We start from the raw sequence: 17,593 nt of genomic DNA, 5'->3' as shown, positions 1-17,593 counted from the left end.
TATGGAAGCTGGTAAGTTGAATAAACGTGTCTCCATTCTACGTCCGCCAAATGAAGATGAAACAGACGATTATGGACAGCCTCTGGACGATTGGCCGGAGGTTTGTAAGGCGTGGGCTGGCATACAGCCATTAAGAGGTCAAGATCGCGCTACGGCAGCTCAGGTTACCTCAGAAGTAACCACGCGCATTCGCATCCGATACCGTCAAGGAGTTGACCGCACGATGATCGTTAAATACAAAGATTTAGAGTTTGAGATCCTGTATATTATCTATCCCGAGTTCAATCGGCGTGAGTTACAACTGATGTGTAAGGAGCGTCAATAATGGCACGCAGGAATTCAAGGTCCAATATTCGGGTGGATGGTGCGGATGAAATAATCCGGCAACTTAAGCGAGCTAATGCTGAAATCACAAAAGAAATTCGGGACCTTATATCAAAGGCTGCTGAAATTGTCTTTCGAGAGGCAGATGCGAGAGCGCCTATCGGGAAGACTGGAAAGACTCGTTTCTCGCTTGAAATGAATATCGGGATTTCGAAAAAAGGTAACTATTACGCAAATGTATCTGTAGGGGCACGCAATGGAGATATCTCAGCGTCAGCCCCTTTTTACGTTACCTTTTACGAATACGGATCGTCCCATCAGCCTCCACGTCCATTCATGCGTCCGGCAATGGACAAGAGTCGTGCTAGGGTCCGAAAGCTCCTAATAGAGGGCGTTAAGGCTGTGGTTGAGAGAGTAGGTGCCTAATGGCGATAGAAACAAAATTGAGAGATTACTTGCTGTCCATTAAAGAGATTCAGTCGGTTGTAGGCAATCGAATTCATCCTGGTTGGCTGCCTGAGAAACCGACTTATCCGGCCATAGCTTATCTGCAAATATCAGGGGTGGCTCATCATAACATTGCTGTTGCCTACCCTCGATTTCAGTTCTCTGTGTTCTCAACTAAATATGGTGAGGCAAAGGAACTGGCAGAGGAGATACGTGGAGCCCTACAGCGTTATAAGGGAGACATGGGCGGTATTCGAGTCTTGCAAGGCGTATGGGAAGGCAGCAGGGACATGTACGAGAGTGACACTAAGCTATATCATATCGCAACAGATTTCAAAATCATTTACAGGGAGGAATAACAAATATGGGACGTAATATGACGACAGTGCAAGCAGGGAATACTATCCGGTTTGGCTCTGCAAAATTCGAGGTTGGACCTGACATTAACAGTCTTATTGACCTCGGAGCGATGAACAGTATCGTTTTCGAGGAAACATGGGATGAAATGACTGTGACTAGTGATAATGCCGGGGTAATCAAAACAGGAATGAGCAATCACGTCGCTGGCATTGAGGGGGATTTGATGGAAATCAATCTTGCTACTCTGGCTACAATCCGTGGCGGTATCGATAAGATTGAGGACATTGCCGGTACACCGAAAACTATAACCAATGAAGCAGTGACCCTATTGGGACAAACACAGAAGCGCCTCTTGAATAAGAATGGAGCTGGGACAGTTGTTACGGCAGTCACTGTAAAGAAGGGTGCAACCACATTGGTAGCCGGAACAGACTATATCTTAGCCGTAGATAGCGCGGGCTTCACTGTCATTGCTAGGGTTGAGGGTGGCGGTATTGCCTCTGGAGATGCCGTGACAGTTAACTATACCTATACTCCTCTATCAGCAAAACGATTTCTTTCTGGAGGCATTGGTACCTTCAAGCCGCGTGTTGCTCGGATTACCAACTATGATGACGCAGGAAAAAGATTTCAAATTACCATTTACAAAGCGACACCAGAAAGTGGTTTGAATATCACATTCCCTGAAGCAGATGCTGAGGATCCTGCGATGACAACAATCCGCATGAACGGTACCTTAGATGCGAACCGCGCTGTTGGCGAACAACTTTTCGAAATCTACGATGAACAGGGAGTGTAATAGAAATGTCAAAACAACCAACGATTCTCGATCTGGATAAAGTCGTCCCTGCTGAACGCATCGTTATTCTGAGTGGGAAAAAGATTGACGTATCTCGTATTCCTTCCCGAGTAACTCTGGATATCGCAAAAGATCAAGACAAACTAAAGAATGGCGGGGACGATAGCTTTTCCGCCGTTCTCAAACAAATCATTTGTATCTGTAAGCCATCTTTCCCCGAAATTACAGAGGAATGGATTGCTGACAATACAGATTTTGAGCAATTAATGCAATTGATAGAGTTCGTCTTAGCTCCACTGAAAGAGAGAGCAGGCGCTGAACCGGGAAAAAACGAGGGGAGCCCCAGCCTATAGAGCTGGGGCGTATTTTTGCGCGAATGGGCGCAATGTACTCCTGGGCAACACCTGAATATATGCTGGATCACATGTCCTTTCCCCAGATCATGATGTACTACGATTATGGAATGGAACATGAAGAGAATAAATCGAACATCTTGGTCGGCCGCATTGCAATAGGATTAATGGGAGCGAAAGAGCCTAAGAAAAAGAAGGTCAGAGATGACGGTGTAACGCCTGATAAAGAGGCGTTTTACAAGCAATACGGCGATAAAATAAAAACTACTAGAGACACCTAGGTCAACTGATGTTTGTTGTATAATTATTGAGGGGGATAGGTTAGGACTGATCATCTTAACTGAAAAGAATGCTTGCCTTAGTGTTCTTCCCTTCACAAACAAACTCAAGGTAAACACTGGGAGGCGGGTGTTTATATGCAAGAAATGAAGAAGTGCAAGAAATGTGGAGTAGAGAAGCCGGACAACAAAGAACACTTCGTTATAAAAAAGGCGAAGCTCAAAGAGTATATAACTAGCCAATGCAAGGAATGTCAACGGTTATACAATAGGAAATACCGAACTGAAAATAAAAATGATATTTTTGAGCAGAGGAAGAATTATCGGAAAAATAATTCTGTGGTTATTTCGGAACGCAAAGGTAAGTACTACGTTGCGAACAAATCGAGAATTATAGAGAAAAGTAAACTATATTACAAAGAGAATTCAGCATCTATTTTAGTGAGATCAAGACTCTATTGTAAGGAATACAAGTCAAAAAATAAGGATGTAATCGTCAGACAAAGACAGCGCAGAAAATCCTTGAAAAGACAACTTCCGGCCACACTGAACATTAAACAATGGAGAAGTGCCCTAGAATATTTTGATTATAAATGCTGCTATTGCGGACAGAAAAGTCCATTAACCCAAGATCATTTTATTCCCCTCTCTAAAGGTGGGGAATACACAAGAAATAATATTATACCTGCATGCGGAATATGTAACAGTTCAAAGGGGAGTAAAGATTTTTTCGAATGGTACCAGGATCAAACATTCTATAGTAAGGAAAGAGAAATTTTGATCCTTAGTTGTTTGAATCAACCAAATAGATTTCAAGAACTAGCACTCCTCTAAAGGGTGCTTTTTTTCGTACTAACACAATAACGCACAAAAAACACCCTGAAACTGGTGTTTTTTGTTGCAGAAAGGAGACTATACATGAGTTTACTTGGCAATCTAGTCATTAACATCTTGGGGAATAACACTGGCTTGGATGATGCGATGAAGCAGGCACAGAAGTCTGTTGATAAGTTTGGAAAGGGCATGGCTGATGTAGGTAAGTCTTTGACGTCACTCGTGACGGTTCCCCTCGTCGCGGTCGGTGGTGCCTCACTTAAAGTGGCTTCTGATTTCGAATCCGCCTTTGCTGGTGTGAGAAAGACTGTTGATGCTACCGAGGCTCAGTTCACTCAATTGCGTGATGGAATCAGGAACATGGCGAAAGAGATGCCGCAGTCTGCATCTGACATAGCTAGAGTAGCCGAAGCAGCTGGACAGTTGGGTATCAAAACTAGCTCGATCCTAGGCTTTACTAAGACGATGGTTGACTTAGGCGTTGCCACTAATATGACGAGCGATGAGGCCGCTAGTGCTTTGGCACGACTGGCGAACATCACTAAGATGCCGCAAGACCAATTTGACCGACTGGGCAGCTCAATTGTTGCGCTAGGCAATAACTTTGCTACTACAGAATCTGAGATCACGGATATGGCTTTACGGCTTGCTGGGGCTGGCTCACAAGTCGGCATGTCTGAGGCTGATATTTTAGGTTTAGCGGCCGCTCTATCATCCGTAGGTATCGAAGCGGAGATGGGGGGTTCTGCAATCTCTCGTGTTATGGTCAATATGCAAGTTGCTGCATCTTCTGGTATGGGGAAGGTACAAAAGCTGTCTGAACAAACCGGAATGTCACTGCGTGAGTTGCAGTTATTGGCAGCAAACAACGGGAAGGACTTTAAGGCTCTAGCTGATGCTCTCGGTATGACGCAGGGAGAAATGAAGAACATCGTTGACGCTGGAGTTGATTTACAAAATTTTTCAAAGATTGCCGGAATGACATCAGAACAGTTTAAACAGGCATTCCAAGATGATGCGGTTGGGGCTTTGGGAGCTTTTATTGACGGTCTTGGCAACGCTGAAGCGTCTGGAACCTCAGCTATAAATATGCTGGAGGAAATGGGAATATCAGAAATCAGACTGCGGGACAGCTTACTACGTGCAGGTAATGCCAGTGAGTTGTTCGCAGGGGCTATTGATGTTTCGAACAAAGCTTGGGATGACAATACCGCACTAACAAATGAAGCCACTGAGCGCTATAAGACTTTTGCCAGCCAAATGACGATACTTAAAAACAAACTGAACGATATTGCTATAACGATTGGTGATGCCATTATGCCTGTCGTCTTAGATGCAGTTAACTCTATGCAACCATTGATTGATAAAATCACAAACGTTGCAGAGAAATTCGGGTCACTCAGTCCATCATCTCAGAAAATGATTATCACGATAGCAGGAATTGCTGCTGCAATCGGTCCTTTGCTTGTTATCTTAGGACATGTTGTTAGTTCGGTATCCGCACTAATGCCAGTATTCGCAGCACTAACAGGTCCTGTTGGGCTCATAATCGCAGGGGTCGCAGGTTTGGTAGCCGGGCTCACATATCTATACAATACAAACGAAACCGTGCGAAATGCTATAAATTCTGCATGGGAGTCTATAAAAAGTGTAGCCCTTTCTGTATGGGGAGTAATTAGTGAATTCATCATGGGTCAAGTAGATAAGATAAAAAAATTCTGGGAAGAGAACGGTACGCAGATTTTACAGGCAGTGACAAACGCATTTAATGGAATAAAGAAAGTTATAGAATTTATCATGCCAGCTATCAAGTTCATCATCGACATGGTATGGACAGCCATTAAGAACATTATCAGCGGCGCTTTAGACATGATCATGGGTCTTATTAAAATCTTTACAGGGCTCTTTACAGGAGACTGGAGCAAGATGTGGGAAGGCATTAAGCAACTGCTCGGTGGTGCGATTGATTTCGTTATGGGCTTGATGACGTTAAACTTCCTCGGTGGTCTGAAAACACTGTTTACTAACCTGTTAAAGTCCGGTGTCGGTTTAATGAAAAGCATGGGCGAAGGTATAGTGAATGCGTTCAAGGGATTACAGTCATCTGCAACTGGTCTAATATCTAAAATGGTCAGCGGTGTTATCAATTTCTTCAAGAATATGTTCACTGAAGGTATTGGGATTTTTACTAGACTCCGGACGCTGGGTGCATCTATTTGGGAGTCATTATCCCAATCGGTCGTTGGAGTAGCAAAGGGTATATGGAATAGCATAACTACCAACTTTCAAGGAATGCTCAGTAGTGTTAAAAATATCTTCGGCACGATTCAAGGATCCATTGAGAGTATATGGGGCAAGGTCATGTCTTTCTTCAAAGGTATAGACCTCTCGAAAATCGGTAAACAGATCATGCAGGGACTCGTAAATGGTATTGGAAGTATGGCGAGTGCTGCGGTTGATAAAACCAAAGAAGTAGCCTCTAAGATCAGTGATTCGATCAAGAATTTCTTTGGTATTCATTCGCCTTCCCGTCTGACAACCGGCTACGGGGAAAACATATCCGAGGGACTAGCCGTAGGTATAAATAACTCTAAAGGCAAGGCAAAATCTGCGATTGAACAGTTGACTGGAGAAGCTGGAGCAGCTGCTGCCAAAGGTGCGGAGAAAGCTTCTGAAAAAGCACAAAAGGCTGCTGCTGCAGCTGCAACGAAAGCTCAGAAAGCAGCAGCTGCGGCCGCGACTAAAGCAGCGACGGAAGCAAACAAAGCATTCAATGCCGCCTTAGATACGGCCCAGTATAAATTCAAGATGGGCGAGATTGATGAAGCGGCTTATATTGCGTCACTCGAAAAGGTTAAGGCTGCATACGCCAAAACTAGCGCCCAAATTCAGACGATCAATCTGGAAATCAAAAAAGCCAATGAACAGATTTCCAAGGATGCTGCTGCTGAGGCTAAAAAGCAGTTTGAAGCCTCAAAGACGTACATCGAGGCTAAGAAACAGGCTAATGAGATATCTCTTCAGCAGGAACTCGTGGCATGGGAGAAACTTCAAACTCGCTATAAGGTCGGTACCACTGAGCGTATTGCTATTGATAAGCAGGTCAATAAGATCCGGACTGATCTTGCCAAAGAAGCAGCGGCTGAAGCAAAGAAGCTGTATGACGAGCAAGTTAAATCAATTGAAACGCTCAATACTGCTGCTGTATCTGCACTAAAAGCTCGTTACGCGAAAGAGGAGAAGGTCGCTACAGACGCTTTGCAAAAGCGTGTTGACCAGCACAAGGCGGCATCAGATGCTATTATCGCTGGATATGACGCTGAGTACCAAGCAATGATCAAGACGCTTGATGCTCAGACTCAGGCACAGTTGCTAGGCTTGCAAGATCAAATCGACAGCATCGAGGGCTTGACTAAAGCCGAGGACAAAGCAGCTGAAGAGGCAGCATATCAGAAAAAACTAGCTGATAAACAAAAGGAATTGGCTGACGCCGACACTGCTGAATCAAGAGCGAAGATACAAGAAGAACTTAACGACATGCTTGCCGAGCGGGAGCGGAAACACCTGCTTGAGCAACGACAAGCACAAATCGATGATCTCAAAAGTGAAATGAGCCGTATCAAGACTCAAGCCGAACAGAAGGCTGAAATCTTAAAGCAAGAATACGAAACCAAGAAGAGCAACGAAGAGAAGAAGAATCAGGCGACTATCGACGGACTAACTAAGGAAATGGATGCTACTAAGACCCATTTTACTACACTGAACTCTGAGGAGGCTCTACAAGCTGAGGTAAGACGTCTTATGCTTGACAGTAATAACAAAGAGCTAATAGACCTACTTACCGAGTACAACCCTAGATGGCAGGACGCAGGGCAATCATTTGGGGAAGCGTTGCTTAGTGGTCTTAACAGTACCAAGAACAGCATCAAGGCAGCAGTGGATGATATCCTCGCTATGGTAGGTAAAACAGCCAAAGCGGCAACCACATCTCCGGATATGTCTAATGAGATTGGCTATCTGAATAGCCTGCTTGCTAATGGCACCGCCGCACAAAAGAAATGGGCGGAAGCTCAAGCCAAAGAGTACGGTCTACAAATCGTCAATGGCGTGATCAAAGGTATGCAGTCAGGCACTACTGCAATTAACAACGCTGCGTCTGCAACAGCTCAAGCGGCAACAGATGGCATAAAGGACACGTTAAAGATCAAATCTCCAAGCCGAGTGATGATTGCGATAGGGGAGTTTATTGGAAAGGGCTTGGCTCTAGGGATGGAACGCCAAATGTCTGCTGTTGAAGACGCAGCGCAGGACATGGCAGATGCCGCAGCTATGGATCTAAGCTCGCCAAGCTTGAGCACAATTGACAGTCGGATCCAGCCGTTAGCTAATGACGCTAGGGCTTCCAGTGAAACGCAGGGCGGGTTGCTAGGTGACCGGGATATGGTCTTACACAATAACATCTATCTTGATGGCAAGCAGATAGAGACAAATGTATCCCGCCGTCAAATGAACTCACTCACTCGGGCAACAAGGGGGCTTGGATTAACATGACTAGCAGTATCACTCTCGGAGGTATTCGGGACGTAGATTTAGGGTTTCGTGTGCTTGAAGAGACCAAAGATCCTTTACTCCCTAGCACTCGAGATATGAATGTAACAATAGCTGGTAAACACGGACAATATGACTTTGGCGCGGACCTCACGGAACGCGTCTTTTCTTTTTCTTGTGCATTTGTAGCGGATGGGACTAATTACGATACTCCTAGCGCAGCGGGTCTGCAACAGCGTGTACGTACTTTAGCCAGACATTTAACAGACGCGACTGGGCGCCCTCGGACTCTGGAGTTAATACGTGCCTTTGAACCGGATAAGTTCTACAAAGTCCGATATGCCGGATCGGCTTCTCTGGAAAGGTTGATCTATAACAGCATAGGGATGTTTGAGCTGGAGTTAGTGGCCTTCGACCCGTTTGCTTATTCGGTTCAAGAGCATATCACCGAGCAAGTGATCACCAGTTCCCCTACAACGCTAAACATTCAATCAGGCGGTAATATCCGTTCAGAAGCAGTTATTATCTTGACCAATAATGGGCTCAATACTTTATCTAATTTCAGAATCACAAATGAATACAAACTCGAATAGGAGGCGACATCATTGAGCGTATCAAATTATTTGGCTACATCACTGCTTAATCAAGTATTCCGCAATACAGCCTACACCCGTCCGACAATATTACACGTAGCTCTTTATACTAGCAATCCAACCGGGGCTGACACTGGACAAGAGGTCAGTGGTGGAGGTTATGTTAGACAGGTTGTTACGTTCGGCCCGCCAACACCAGTCAACGGTAAGCAGACAATTAAAAATTTGGCTGACCTAGTATGGCCTGTAGCTACTGCAGACTGGGGACTACTCACTCACGTAGGGGTTCGTGATGCGACCACAGGCGGAAATTTGTTATACTTCGGTCCTTTGGATGATCCACGAACCATCTTAAGGGGTGACATTTTTAAGTATGTCATCGGTCAACTTGTTATGGACCTGAGCTAAAGGAGGGCGAATCTATTGGCACAACAAACTATGTATCCAGCGATAGCCAATTCGCCGGGAACTGAGCTATCAGCGTCACTCACGACAGCGGCAACAACTATAGATGTGGTAGATGCAACAAAGTTGCCAGCGGCTCCAAATCTCCTAACAATCGGATCTGACGAGAGTGCGGAGACGGTCTTTTATACAGGTAAAACCGGAAATAATCTGACTGGATGTACGAGGGGATTTGATGGCACAACCGCAAAGGCGTGGGTGATCGGCTCTAAGGTGGCTCGATATTTTACTGCGTATGACCATAATGCTGTACGAGCTAACATTCTTGATCTGATTGATTTTTTGGGATACATGCCGATTAACGGCGGCACATTTGATGGCAACGATCCAACTGGGCCCGTTATAGATGGTGGAATATATTAAAGGGGGAATTCTAAATGCCAATAATTAAAATTAAACGCGGATTATCAGCAAATATACCAAGCTTAACCTTGGAAGCCGGGGAACTCGCGCTTGCAACGGATACAGGGAAAGTGTATATCGGTAACGGATCAGACAAAGTTATGGTAAACCCAGATCAAGCAAATGCAACAACAGCGACTAAACTGCAGACACCTCGTACGATTAGCATCACAGGAGACGGTACCGGCACGAGCGGTGGTTTTGATGGATCGGCGAATGCCTCTATTACACTAGTACTTGCCAATACTGGAGTTGCTGCAGGAACTTACACTAAATTAACTGTTGATGCCAAGGGACGTATCACATCTGCGGTACAACTCACGGCAGCGGACATCCCAAACTTGACGCTTACAAAAATTACAGATGCAGGCACGGCTGCTAGTAAAAATACCGGAACAGCTGCGGGGAATGTCCCAGTATTGGACGGTGGTGGCAAGCTTGATACGAGCGTACTACCTGCACTATCCATTACAGAACCATTTGCGGTGGCTTCACAAGCGGCAATGTTGGCTTTGGACGCTCAAACTGGGGATATTGCCATACGTTCTGACCTCAATAAAACTTTTGTACTAAAGGCTTCCCCTGCCTCCACACTAGCAAATTGGCTGGAAATTTTAACTCCGACAGCAGCGGTGTCCAGTGTGGCAGGTAAGACAGGAGCTGTAGTGCTAGCTGCTGCGGACGTAGGGCTAGGCAACGTAACCAATGAGAGTAAGGCTACAATGTTCACAAGTCCTAACTTTACTGGCAATCCAACAGTGACTACACAAGCTACTGCGGATAATAGTACAAAGGCAGCATCCACGGCATTTGTGAAGTCACAAGGTTATCTAACTTCATCTGACACCATTGACGGCGGTACATTTTAAAGGAGGATCACTATGGCTAATAAGATACAACTCATGCGCGGCACCAAGGCGCAACTGACTACAAAAGGTGGTTTGAATCTCGCGGAGCCTGGTTACTGCACGGACACTAAAGACCTGTATATTGGCAATGATTCTGGCGGAGATACGCTTTTTCTGGCGGCGGACAACATCCCTTATAACCTATACCGACAGGCAATTATAAATGGTAACTTTGATGTGTGGCAACGGGGAACATCAGTACCACATGAGGGGTATGTTGCGGACCGCTGGAGAGCTTATTGGACAACTGGCTCATGGATGCCTGCCGTCACTAGATCACGATTAGCCCTAAGTGCCACAGAGTTGCCGAGTTCTATGAGCGCTTTGCGCTGGACGGTAGCTGCTGGGGGTGCCGCAAACGCAAGTGTCGAGGCTTACGAGTTTCAAGCGATTGAAAACGGGACGCGATATTTATGCGGTGCTGGCCGTAAAGTGACGGTGGGATTTTGGGCGAAGAGTTCGATTTCAGGAAAAAAAATCGGTTTGTCTCTGCATCGATATTTCGGAAATGGCGGCTCTCCTAGTACTGCGGAAGTGATTGCAGGCAAGTCATTCACGCTCACCTCAACATGGGCCCATTACACACATACGTTTGATATGCCGACTAATGTAGGTAAAACTTTCGGGACCAACGGTGATGATTATCTTAGTTTAGTGTTTGGGTTGTATTGGGCCAATGGCACCCAATACGGAGGAGCCACCGCAGAATACCCCACGGTTGCAGGGACGATTGATTTTACACGGGTTGTGGTCAGCGCGGGTGGGGTTGCTCTTCCCTTTAATCCTCGGAGTGCTGCGGAGGAGTTGGCACTTTGCCAGCGATACTATGAGGTTGGGTCTATTTATGCCTCGGGTGGTCACTTTGACGGAGGCTTTACACGCGCCCAGGCATCGACATCCTTTAAGGTGTCCAAACGCACTTTGCCTACGATGTCGTTTTTAAACAAGTCAATCAATGAGGGTTCAAGTTCAACAAACGAAGGAGCCAATTACGGCGGTGACTCAGAAGCGTCAAGAGAAATAATAGCTGTTACCTTTCCGCGTGTGGGGCAAAGGTCGCTTCCGCTCAGACTCAGCGTTGACTGGATAGCAGATGCCGAAATCTAAAGGAGGGCGACATGATTAATTATAAACACTATATCCGCGTGGATACTGACGGAAACGTTATCCACGCTTTTTCTGATGCTTTCGAGCAGGCAGAATTAGACGACATTCTGGTCACAGGTGAAGGCGGAAGGCACTTTAACCTGAGCCTCTGGTATAACGGAGTGATACCTCGATGGTATGTAACTGGGGACGAGATACTTGAGCGAGATGATACAGAGCTGGCAGCGCTGTGGGCACAATATCAAGCAGTGCACCTAGCGAAGCCGACCGAACTCGAACAACTTCGCGCAGAAAATACAGAACTCAAGCTAGCTCTAACAGAACTCGCAGAAGCTCAAGAAGCTGATAAGACTGAAGTACAACTAGCACTCGCTGAAATCGCAGGATTGATTGGAGGTGAGTAATGTGGCGAGAGTTTATTTTGATTTGATACAGAAAGACTTGAAGACAATTGATGATGTACCGTTGCGCTGGAAAAGCACAGTACAAGAATTATTAGATAGCGCCATATAGTAGGCGTTTTTATTTTGCGATTAGGACCACTGTGGATACAAGTTCCTTCATTTTTGTGTATATCTAGGTGTCGAATAACAGCATCAGACGGTTTTCGCTTTTGATTTACATTAAAGGACAATATCTGCGTCTATTTTACAAAATAATGGAAACTTTTGAACTATGTGTATGTATAGTGTCGGATGATATTATTAATATGTAATCGGCCGATTAACTTTCTAATTGAAGGATGGAAGCATAATGAAAATAAAAAAAATCCTATCAGTACTTCTTGTTGCAGCCGTAATTTTGATTCCATCGGCTTCCGCATTTGCCGAAGAAACTGAAACTGCTGCTACTGAAATTAGTTCGCGAGCTGTAGGTTTAGGGGATAGCCAAGCTACTGCAATAAGCTTAGTTCTTAATGGTGCAGGTGGGGTAGTTGGCACAGTAATTTATGATCTCTTTATACAGAGTGCTACCGATCAAGATTGGTTTAAGTGGACTAATACTACGAGCACTTATAAGAGTTTTAGTTTAACTGTTGGAGGATATAAAGATAATGGCCCTACAAGAGCAGGTGTATTAATTAGTCCAAATAACGGGCTGGAAAGTGGAATTCTATATACAGGTAAAGCCAATACTTCGGAGACACAGAGTTTTTATAGCCTTATAGTAAAACCAGGTACAACTGTTTATGTGGTTGTAGATGCACCGAACTTTACGACAATTCCTTCATATCATCTTAATTTTGGTGCTTACGAAATATAATTATATAAAAGCGCCCCTTATTAGGAGGCGCTTTTCTTTTTTTTATGGATTGCTTCAGTAAATTTGTATAAAATCTTTTTTTACCCATAGAGTCGTTTTTATTTTGCCCTCGGAACATATCCGGGGGCTATTTATATTGATCAATAGAAAGAGAGAGGGGAGTTGTTTTATGTCCAATGGGGGAGCTAACCAAGGAGGAGGGGCTGATGATGTAATGCCGCTCCATCGGTTGGAGGATGTCGAGAACAGGCTTACAGGCATGCAGGATGAGCTTATGCGCTTTGGTGCAGAACATCTTAACTTTTCCACGGAGTTGCGTTTGCTGAAAGAAAAACAGTCCCGGCACGAAGAAGATGTAAAGCAGATAAAGGAATCTACTATTGAAATGAAAATCCAATTTAACGAGATTATGCGGCGGTGGGATACTTTGGATGCACGTATGTTTCAACTATTACAGCAGTCGCAGACAGATAGTAAATCTGAACGAAAAGTATTTATTGATCTACTTAAATATGTACTGGCAGGTACGGTGTTTGCAATCATCGCATTTTTGTTCAAGGGGGGCTTGTAATTGGGACATAAAGAAACCAGTCTTCAACGGATCGGAGAATTAAGCCCCATTGTCGCCGCAAAAGCTCGGGAATGGTATGACCTATGCTGGGCGGAAGGACTTCGAGTATATGTAGTATGTGGGTATCGGTCATGGGATCAACAGGCTGTGGAATATGGAAAAGGGCGCTCACAGGCCACACTGAATGCTTTGGGATACTCACATATCAAGGCGCAGCCGAACGTTGCTATAGTCACTAACGCCAAGCCAGGAACTAGTATGCATCAATACAGATTAGCTCTTGATTACTGCTTGCTGGATGAAAAGGGCAAGGACAACTGGACGGTTAATCCCGATTGGAAGAGAGCAGCAGCCATTGCAAAGTGCTTGGGTTTCTTTTGGGGTGCGGAGTTTCAATCTATTTATGATCCACCTCATTTAGAAATGACTTTCGGATTAACTGTAAAGGATCTACTGGCGGGGAAGACACCGCCTATTAAACTTGAGGAGGCGGACGAATTGTCAGCAGAAGATAAGAAGGAACTGACTGCACTGAGGTCGGAGGTTAAGGCTTTGTCTGATATTGTGTCAGGGCTTATCAATAGCAAAGATGTGCTTAAAGAACAGTCTCTCAAGCAGGCTGTGGAGATTAAGGAAATGAGCGCTATACTGCTGGAGCTGACGAATACCACCCCTCCGGTATGGTCGCAGGAGGCTTTACAGGCGTTTGCGTGCACACCGTCAGTCCTTAATGGCAAGCCAGTGATTGATACACCAGAATCAGCGTCATATTCGGAAGCGCGGTTAATAACAATTCTGTATCGGCTCGGGCTGGCAGCACAACAGAAGGGGGATAAGTAAAGAATGGACAATCAAAACCTAACTAATGTATTGGCGTTCGCCTCGGTGATCGCCGTTTTTGTGTTGGCAGGAGTACAGTTCGTGAAGACAACAGTTAACGTACCTAAAAACATATTGCCGCTGATTGGTTTGGTTATCGGCTTACTGGTTGGCGCTGCTGCTTATCCGTTTACGGAGCTAGAACTTGTGCTTCGGTTGTGGGCTGGAGGTCTGGCTGGGTTGTCAGCTACGGGATTGTTTGAGCTGGCATTCAGTAAACGAGACGGCACCACGAAGGAATAAAAATTGGAATAATTCCTGTTCATTTAGCGCTCGCCCCTGTATACGCAGGGGCTTATTTTACTTTCAGGGAAAGGAGGCGTGTCTATGTTTAATCGAGGATCATTTAATCGCATCGCCTTTAACCGTGAGTTTTCGGTGTTTGTGTTCGGCAGTGCTGTCTTGCGTGGTGATGGTAATTTGAAAGCTGGAGCTAACGTTGTTGCAACGGGCTCAGCGCTCCTTAAAGGCGAAGGAAACATGAAAGCGACATTTGTACGGGAGATCAGTTTTGCCGCGAAGATGACCGGAGAGGGCGGCATGAAGGCTACATTTATACGCGAACGACTACACCAAGCAATTATGCATGGTATCGGAACTCTTACTGCAAACGGGAGCCGGTACCACATGGATGAAATAGTATTCACCGGATCATTTGCTCCTGGTGATCGCATAGTTATCGATTCCAAAAACCTTACTTTCACCAAGAACGGCCAGAACGCTTTGCACATGATGGATGGAGATTTCTTCGACCTTAACCTTGGTAATAACAACATCGTCTACACCGATCCGGCTACTGGCCGTGAGATATTAATCCGGATTACACACCGGGATAAATTTATATAGGGGGAATATAGATGCCTAAAGCACCAGTAACAATTTACGATGCTCAAATGCGGCGTGTGGCTTGGCTAGAGAACGCATTTAACATCGAATACAGCATGCCACTTAACTCGTTATGGACAGCAGCCTTCAGCTTGCCGGGAGATGATCCCAAGAACGTCGAGTGTAAGCCATTTTATTTCGTAGAGCTATATGACAATAATGAGCGGGTTGAGTTATTCCGCATCGTTCCAAATACCATGAATCGGAACCAGAGTGGTCCAGTCATTAAATATGAGTGTGAGCATGTGCTTGCTACCTTACTGAATGATGTATTATTTCAATCTCATACAATTGGTAATCTTGGCGTATATACGGACCAAGTTATTCAATACATTCTTTCGAAGCAAGTTGTGTCACGCTGGAAACTTGGAACTGTTGCATTCAGAAGACAGTTCGAATATAACTGGGAAAATGACACGCTGCTAGGAGCAGTGTTCAGTATACCGAAACCATTTGATTCAGAGTACCAGTGGACTTGGGATACTACATCATTTCCGTGGACACTGAACCTTGTGGAGCCAAACGAAGAGGTTACGGCTTACATCCGGTACGGTGTAAACATGACTGAGATTGAAAAGGTAGTTGATCCAACTAACCTATGTACTCGGCTATATGGGCTCGGTTTCGGCGAGGGCGTTAATCAATTGACATTTGCAGATATCAACGGCGGATTGCCATACATCGAAGATGCAGCAGCGCAGGCTGAACACGGTATACTTTCATCCATCTTTGTAGATCGACGCTTTGAATATGCGGAGACACTGCTTGCACGCTGTCAGACGCTGCTTAATGAGCTCAAGGTTCCGCGTATCTCCTATAGTGTTGGTGCTTCTGAAATCCACCGACTGACAGGACAGCAAATATATAAGTTTAAGACTGGTGCGAGAATCAGGGTGAAGGATGACGAGCTCGGTGAGGACTTTATTGCTCGGGTTGTTAATGTTGATAAAGGGGATATGATCGGAGCTCCCGGTGATGTTCAGATCGAGATCGCCAATCGAACAGAGGATATAGCAGGGAGTATAGCAGATTTACAGAACAGGCAGCACATTAACGATTCTTATGCTCAAGGTGCTACAAACTTGGATACACGGGACTTTGCAGATAATGCAGATCCCACACACCCAGCTATTCTAAAGTTCTATGTACCTGAGGAGACGGCACGGATCAATAAGGTTATGTTGTCGTTTCAGGTAGAAGCGTTTAGAGCTTACAGCAAGGCGATAGAATCAGCGCCTGCAGTTACTTCTGGTTCAAGTTCAAAGAATACTTCTGGACCGAGTAGTCGTGAGACAGCTGGACCAAGCACGAGAGAAACTTCAGGCCCGAGCACAAGAGACACTGCAGGCCCAAGTACAAGGGAGACGACAGCCGCTGGAGGACAGAGAATTAATACTGATACAGGGCAACAACTATGGGACCTAGATTATAATTACGGTATTCCAGATGTTTCTCAAGCAACTGGAGCACACAATCACGGAATCACACCAGGAACTAAATTATCAATACAAGGAGGGGGGTTTGTTACTTTTGTGGGTATGGAAAATCATGCACATGGTCTTGTATCGCATAGACATGTTTTTGATATACCTAGTCATACGCATAGCATGGAGCATACACACGATATGGACCATACGCATGATATGAGCCATACTCACAATATGGAGCACACCCATAATATGGAGCATACTCACCAGATCCCAGCTCATACTCATGGTATCGAATATGGGATATACTCGGGGCCAACACCTACCGCTCTCAAAATAGAGGTCGACGGAAACCTTGTTCCCTTCACTGAGGTAAGTGGTACCGATCTAGACATCATCCCTTATTTGAGCAAGGATAGTAGTGGAAGGGTCAACCGAGGGCAATTCCATGAAATAAAAATAACGCCCAATAGTCTTGGGCGCATTGTAGCAAATGTAGTGACACAATTGTTTGTTCAAAGCCGAGGGGGAGGGAATTATTGAATTAGGCCTGCAGAAATCAAACTATCTAAATTTATTTGTGTCCCATTATCACCAAAGTTTAGTTCAACTTCACCAGATCCAGTTGTAGCCTTATATAGCCCTTTCTTTTCTACTGGCAAGGGTATTTCTAACGACTTCAAATCAGTCTTTAAAACCATTGTATCGGTCAAGTTACCCGTAATTGTAATATTGTGATTTTTGAGCTCAGCTAGAGTAATCCAGTTTTCAGTGTCTTTCACTGTACTACCTCCTTTCGATTTAAGATCAATGGACTTCTTCGTGTTGTCATACTCCAGTCCGTAGCCTGTCATTTCAGCTACTTCACGTACTGGTAGATATGTAGTGCCTTTATATACAAGTGGATCATTCTTAAGTGTTTGCTTTTGACCATCGACTGAAAACGTAAATTTTGCAAGGGCAGCCTGAACAGTCTGAGTGGTCGCAGCTGCGGCCATTCCTGCCGAACCGATTAACATACCGGCCACTAATCCGATGATTGCTTTCTTCAAGATACTCAGCTCCTTTAATTTCATATTACCATATTATACGGCATAATCTGCCAATAGTTTTAGGGAGGGATTAGAAATGGATGAGGAAATAATCCGAC

At 45.0% G+C, this 17,593-nt stretch carries 22 protein-coding genes; 21 read left to right on the top strand and 1 reads right to left on the bottom strand.

Annotated features, from left to right (window positions below; translation table 11 throughout):
- Position 1 precedes the first annotated feature (1 nt).
- The 21 genes from ACQKMP_RS21605 (at position 2) to ACQKMP_RS21505 (ending at position 16,986) form a co-directional block, all read left to right on the top strand.
- Positions 2-325 carry a phage head closure protein gene (locus ACQKMP_RS21605; RefSeq protein ID WP_076316087.1) on the top strand — a complete coding sequence of 108 codons (324 nt, stop codon included), beginning with the start codon at positions 2-4 and terminating at the stop codon, positions 323-325.
- Entirely contained in the window at positions 325-750 is a 426-nt protein-coding gene (locus ACQKMP_RS21600; protein WP_427470974.1) for an HK97-gp10 family putative phage morphogenesis protein, read from the top strand. Before ACQKMP_RS21605 ends, ACQKMP_RS21600 begins: the two co-directional genes overlap by 1 nt.
- Entirely contained in the window at positions 750-1,130 is a 381-nt protein-coding gene (gp17, locus tag ACQKMP_RS21595; RefSeq protein WP_427470973.1) for a tail completion protein gp17, read from the top strand. The genes ACQKMP_RS21600 and gp17 overlap by 1 nt, the downstream gene beginning before the upstream one ends.
- A 5-nt stretch (positions 1,131-1,135) precedes the next feature.
- Positions 1,136-1,930 carry a hypothetical protein gene (locus ACQKMP_RS21590; protein WP_427470972.1) on the top strand — a complete coding sequence of 265 codons (795 nt, stop codon included), beginning with the start codon at positions 1,136-1,138 and terminating at the stop codon, positions 1,928-1,930.
- Between the two features lie 5 nt (positions 1,931-1,935).
- Positions 1,936-2,283 carry a hypothetical protein gene (locus ACQKMP_RS21585; protein WP_427470971.1) on the top strand — a complete coding sequence of 116 codons (348 nt, stop codon included), beginning with the start codon at positions 1,936-1,938 and terminating at the stop codon, positions 2,281-2,283.
- 23 nt (positions 2,284-2,306) lie between these two features.
- A complete protein-coding gene (locus ACQKMP_RS21580) occupies positions 2,307-2,564 on the top strand; it encodes a hypothetical protein (RefSeq protein ID WP_427470970.1) in 258 nt (85 codons plus the stop codon).
- 135 nt (positions 2,565-2,699) lie between these two features.
- A complete protein-coding gene (locus ACQKMP_RS21575) occupies positions 2,700-3,395 on the top strand; it encodes an HNH endonuclease (RefSeq protein ID WP_427470968.1) in 696 nt (231 codons plus the stop codon).
- 84 nt (positions 3,396-3,479) lie between these two features.
- Entirely contained in the window at positions 3,480-7,946 is a 4,467-nt protein-coding gene (locus ACQKMP_RS21570; RefSeq protein WP_427470967.1) for a phage tail tape measure protein, read from the top strand.
- Entirely contained in the window at positions 7,943-8,536 is a 594-nt protein-coding gene (locus ACQKMP_RS21565; protein ID WP_427470965.1) for a phage tail domain-containing protein, read from the top strand. The genes ACQKMP_RS21570 and ACQKMP_RS21565 overlap by 4 nt, the downstream gene beginning before the upstream one ends.
- A gap of 12 nt (positions 8,537-8,548) precedes the next feature.
- The gene (locus ACQKMP_RS21560) at positions 8,549-8,944 is read left to right on the top strand and encodes a phage tail fiber protein (RefSeq protein ID WP_427470963.1); all 396 of its coding nucleotides are present in this window, start codon (positions 8,549-8,551) and stop codon (positions 8,942-8,944) included.
- 15 nt (positions 8,945-8,959) lie between these two features.
- Entirely contained in the window at positions 8,960-9,364 is a 405-nt protein-coding gene (locus tag ACQKMP_RS21555) for a hypothetical protein (protein ID WP_427470961.1), read from the top strand.
- A gap of 14 nt (positions 9,365-9,378) precedes the next feature.
- Positions 9,379-10,272 (top strand): hypothetical protein, encoded by an 894-nt coding sequence (locus ACQKMP_RS21550; RefSeq protein ID WP_427470959.1) that lies wholly within the window; start codon positions 9,379-9,381, stop codon positions 10,270-10,272.
- 12 nt (positions 10,273-10,284) lie between these two features.
- A complete protein-coding gene (locus tag ACQKMP_RS21545) occupies positions 10,285-11,418 on the top strand; it encodes a carbohydrate binding domain-containing protein (protein WP_427470957.1) in 1,134 nt (377 codons plus the stop codon).
- An 11-nt stretch (positions 11,419-11,429) separates the two neighbouring features.
- Entirely contained in the window at positions 11,430-11,822 is a 393-nt protein-coding gene (locus tag ACQKMP_RS21540) for a hypothetical protein (RefSeq protein ID WP_427470955.1), read from the top strand.
- Entirely contained in the window at positions 11,815-11,931 is a 117-nt protein-coding gene (locus tag ACQKMP_RS21535; RefSeq protein ID WP_427470954.1) for a CD1375 family protein, read from the top strand. Before ACQKMP_RS21540 ends, ACQKMP_RS21535 begins: the two co-directional genes overlap by 8 nt.
- Positions 11,932-12,171: 240 nt before the next feature.
- Positions 12,172-12,681 (top strand): hypothetical protein, encoded by a 510-nt coding sequence (locus ACQKMP_RS21530; protein WP_427470952.1) that lies wholly within the window; start codon positions 12,172-12,174, stop codon positions 12,679-12,681.
- Positions 12,682-12,850: 169 nt separating this feature from the next.
- Positions 12,851-13,252: a hypothetical protein gene (locus ACQKMP_RS21525; protein WP_427470950.1), complete on the top strand. Its 402-nt coding sequence runs from the start codon at positions 12,851-12,853 to the stop codon at positions 13,250-13,252.
- A complete protein-coding gene (locus ACQKMP_RS21520) occupies positions 13,253-14,092 on the top strand; it encodes a M15 family metallopeptidase (RefSeq protein ID WP_427470949.1) in 840 nt (279 codons plus the stop codon).
- 3 nt (positions 14,093-14,095) lie between these two features.
- Positions 14,096-14,374, top strand: coding sequence for a holin (locus ACQKMP_RS21515; RefSeq protein ID WP_427470947.1), 279 nt, complete (start codon positions 14,096-14,098; stop codon positions 14,372-14,374).
- An 84-nt stretch (positions 14,375-14,458) separates the two neighbouring features.
- Positions 14,459-14,977: a phage distal tail protein gene (locus ACQKMP_RS21510; protein ID WP_427470945.1), complete on the top strand. Its 519-nt coding sequence runs from the start codon at positions 14,459-14,461 to the stop codon at positions 14,975-14,977.
- A gap of 11 nt (positions 14,978-14,988) precedes the next feature.
- On the top strand, positions 14,989-16,986 hold the full coding sequence (locus tag ACQKMP_RS21505) for a phage tail spike protein (protein ID WP_427470944.1): 1,998 nt from the start codon (positions 14,989-14,991) through the stop codon (positions 16,984-16,986).
- Here ACQKMP_RS21505 and ACQKMP_RS21500 read toward each other — a convergent pair.
- Positions 16,980-17,495, bottom strand: coding sequence for a stalk domain-containing protein (locus ACQKMP_RS21500; RefSeq protein ID WP_427470942.1), 516 nt, complete (start codon positions 17,493-17,495; stop codon positions 16,980-16,982). The genes ACQKMP_RS21505 and ACQKMP_RS21500 overlap by 7 nt on opposite strands.
- Positions 17,496-17,593: the final 98 nt, after the last annotated feature.

It is taken from the genome of Paenibacillus sp. NPDC101420 (assembly GCF_050277435.1).
Classification (GTDB): Bacteria; Bacillota; Bacilli; order Paenibacillales; family Paenibacillaceae; genus Paenibacillus_AQ.
Note: the sequence above shows the minus strand (reverse complement) of the source record. Positions and strands in the feature narration are given on the sequence as shown.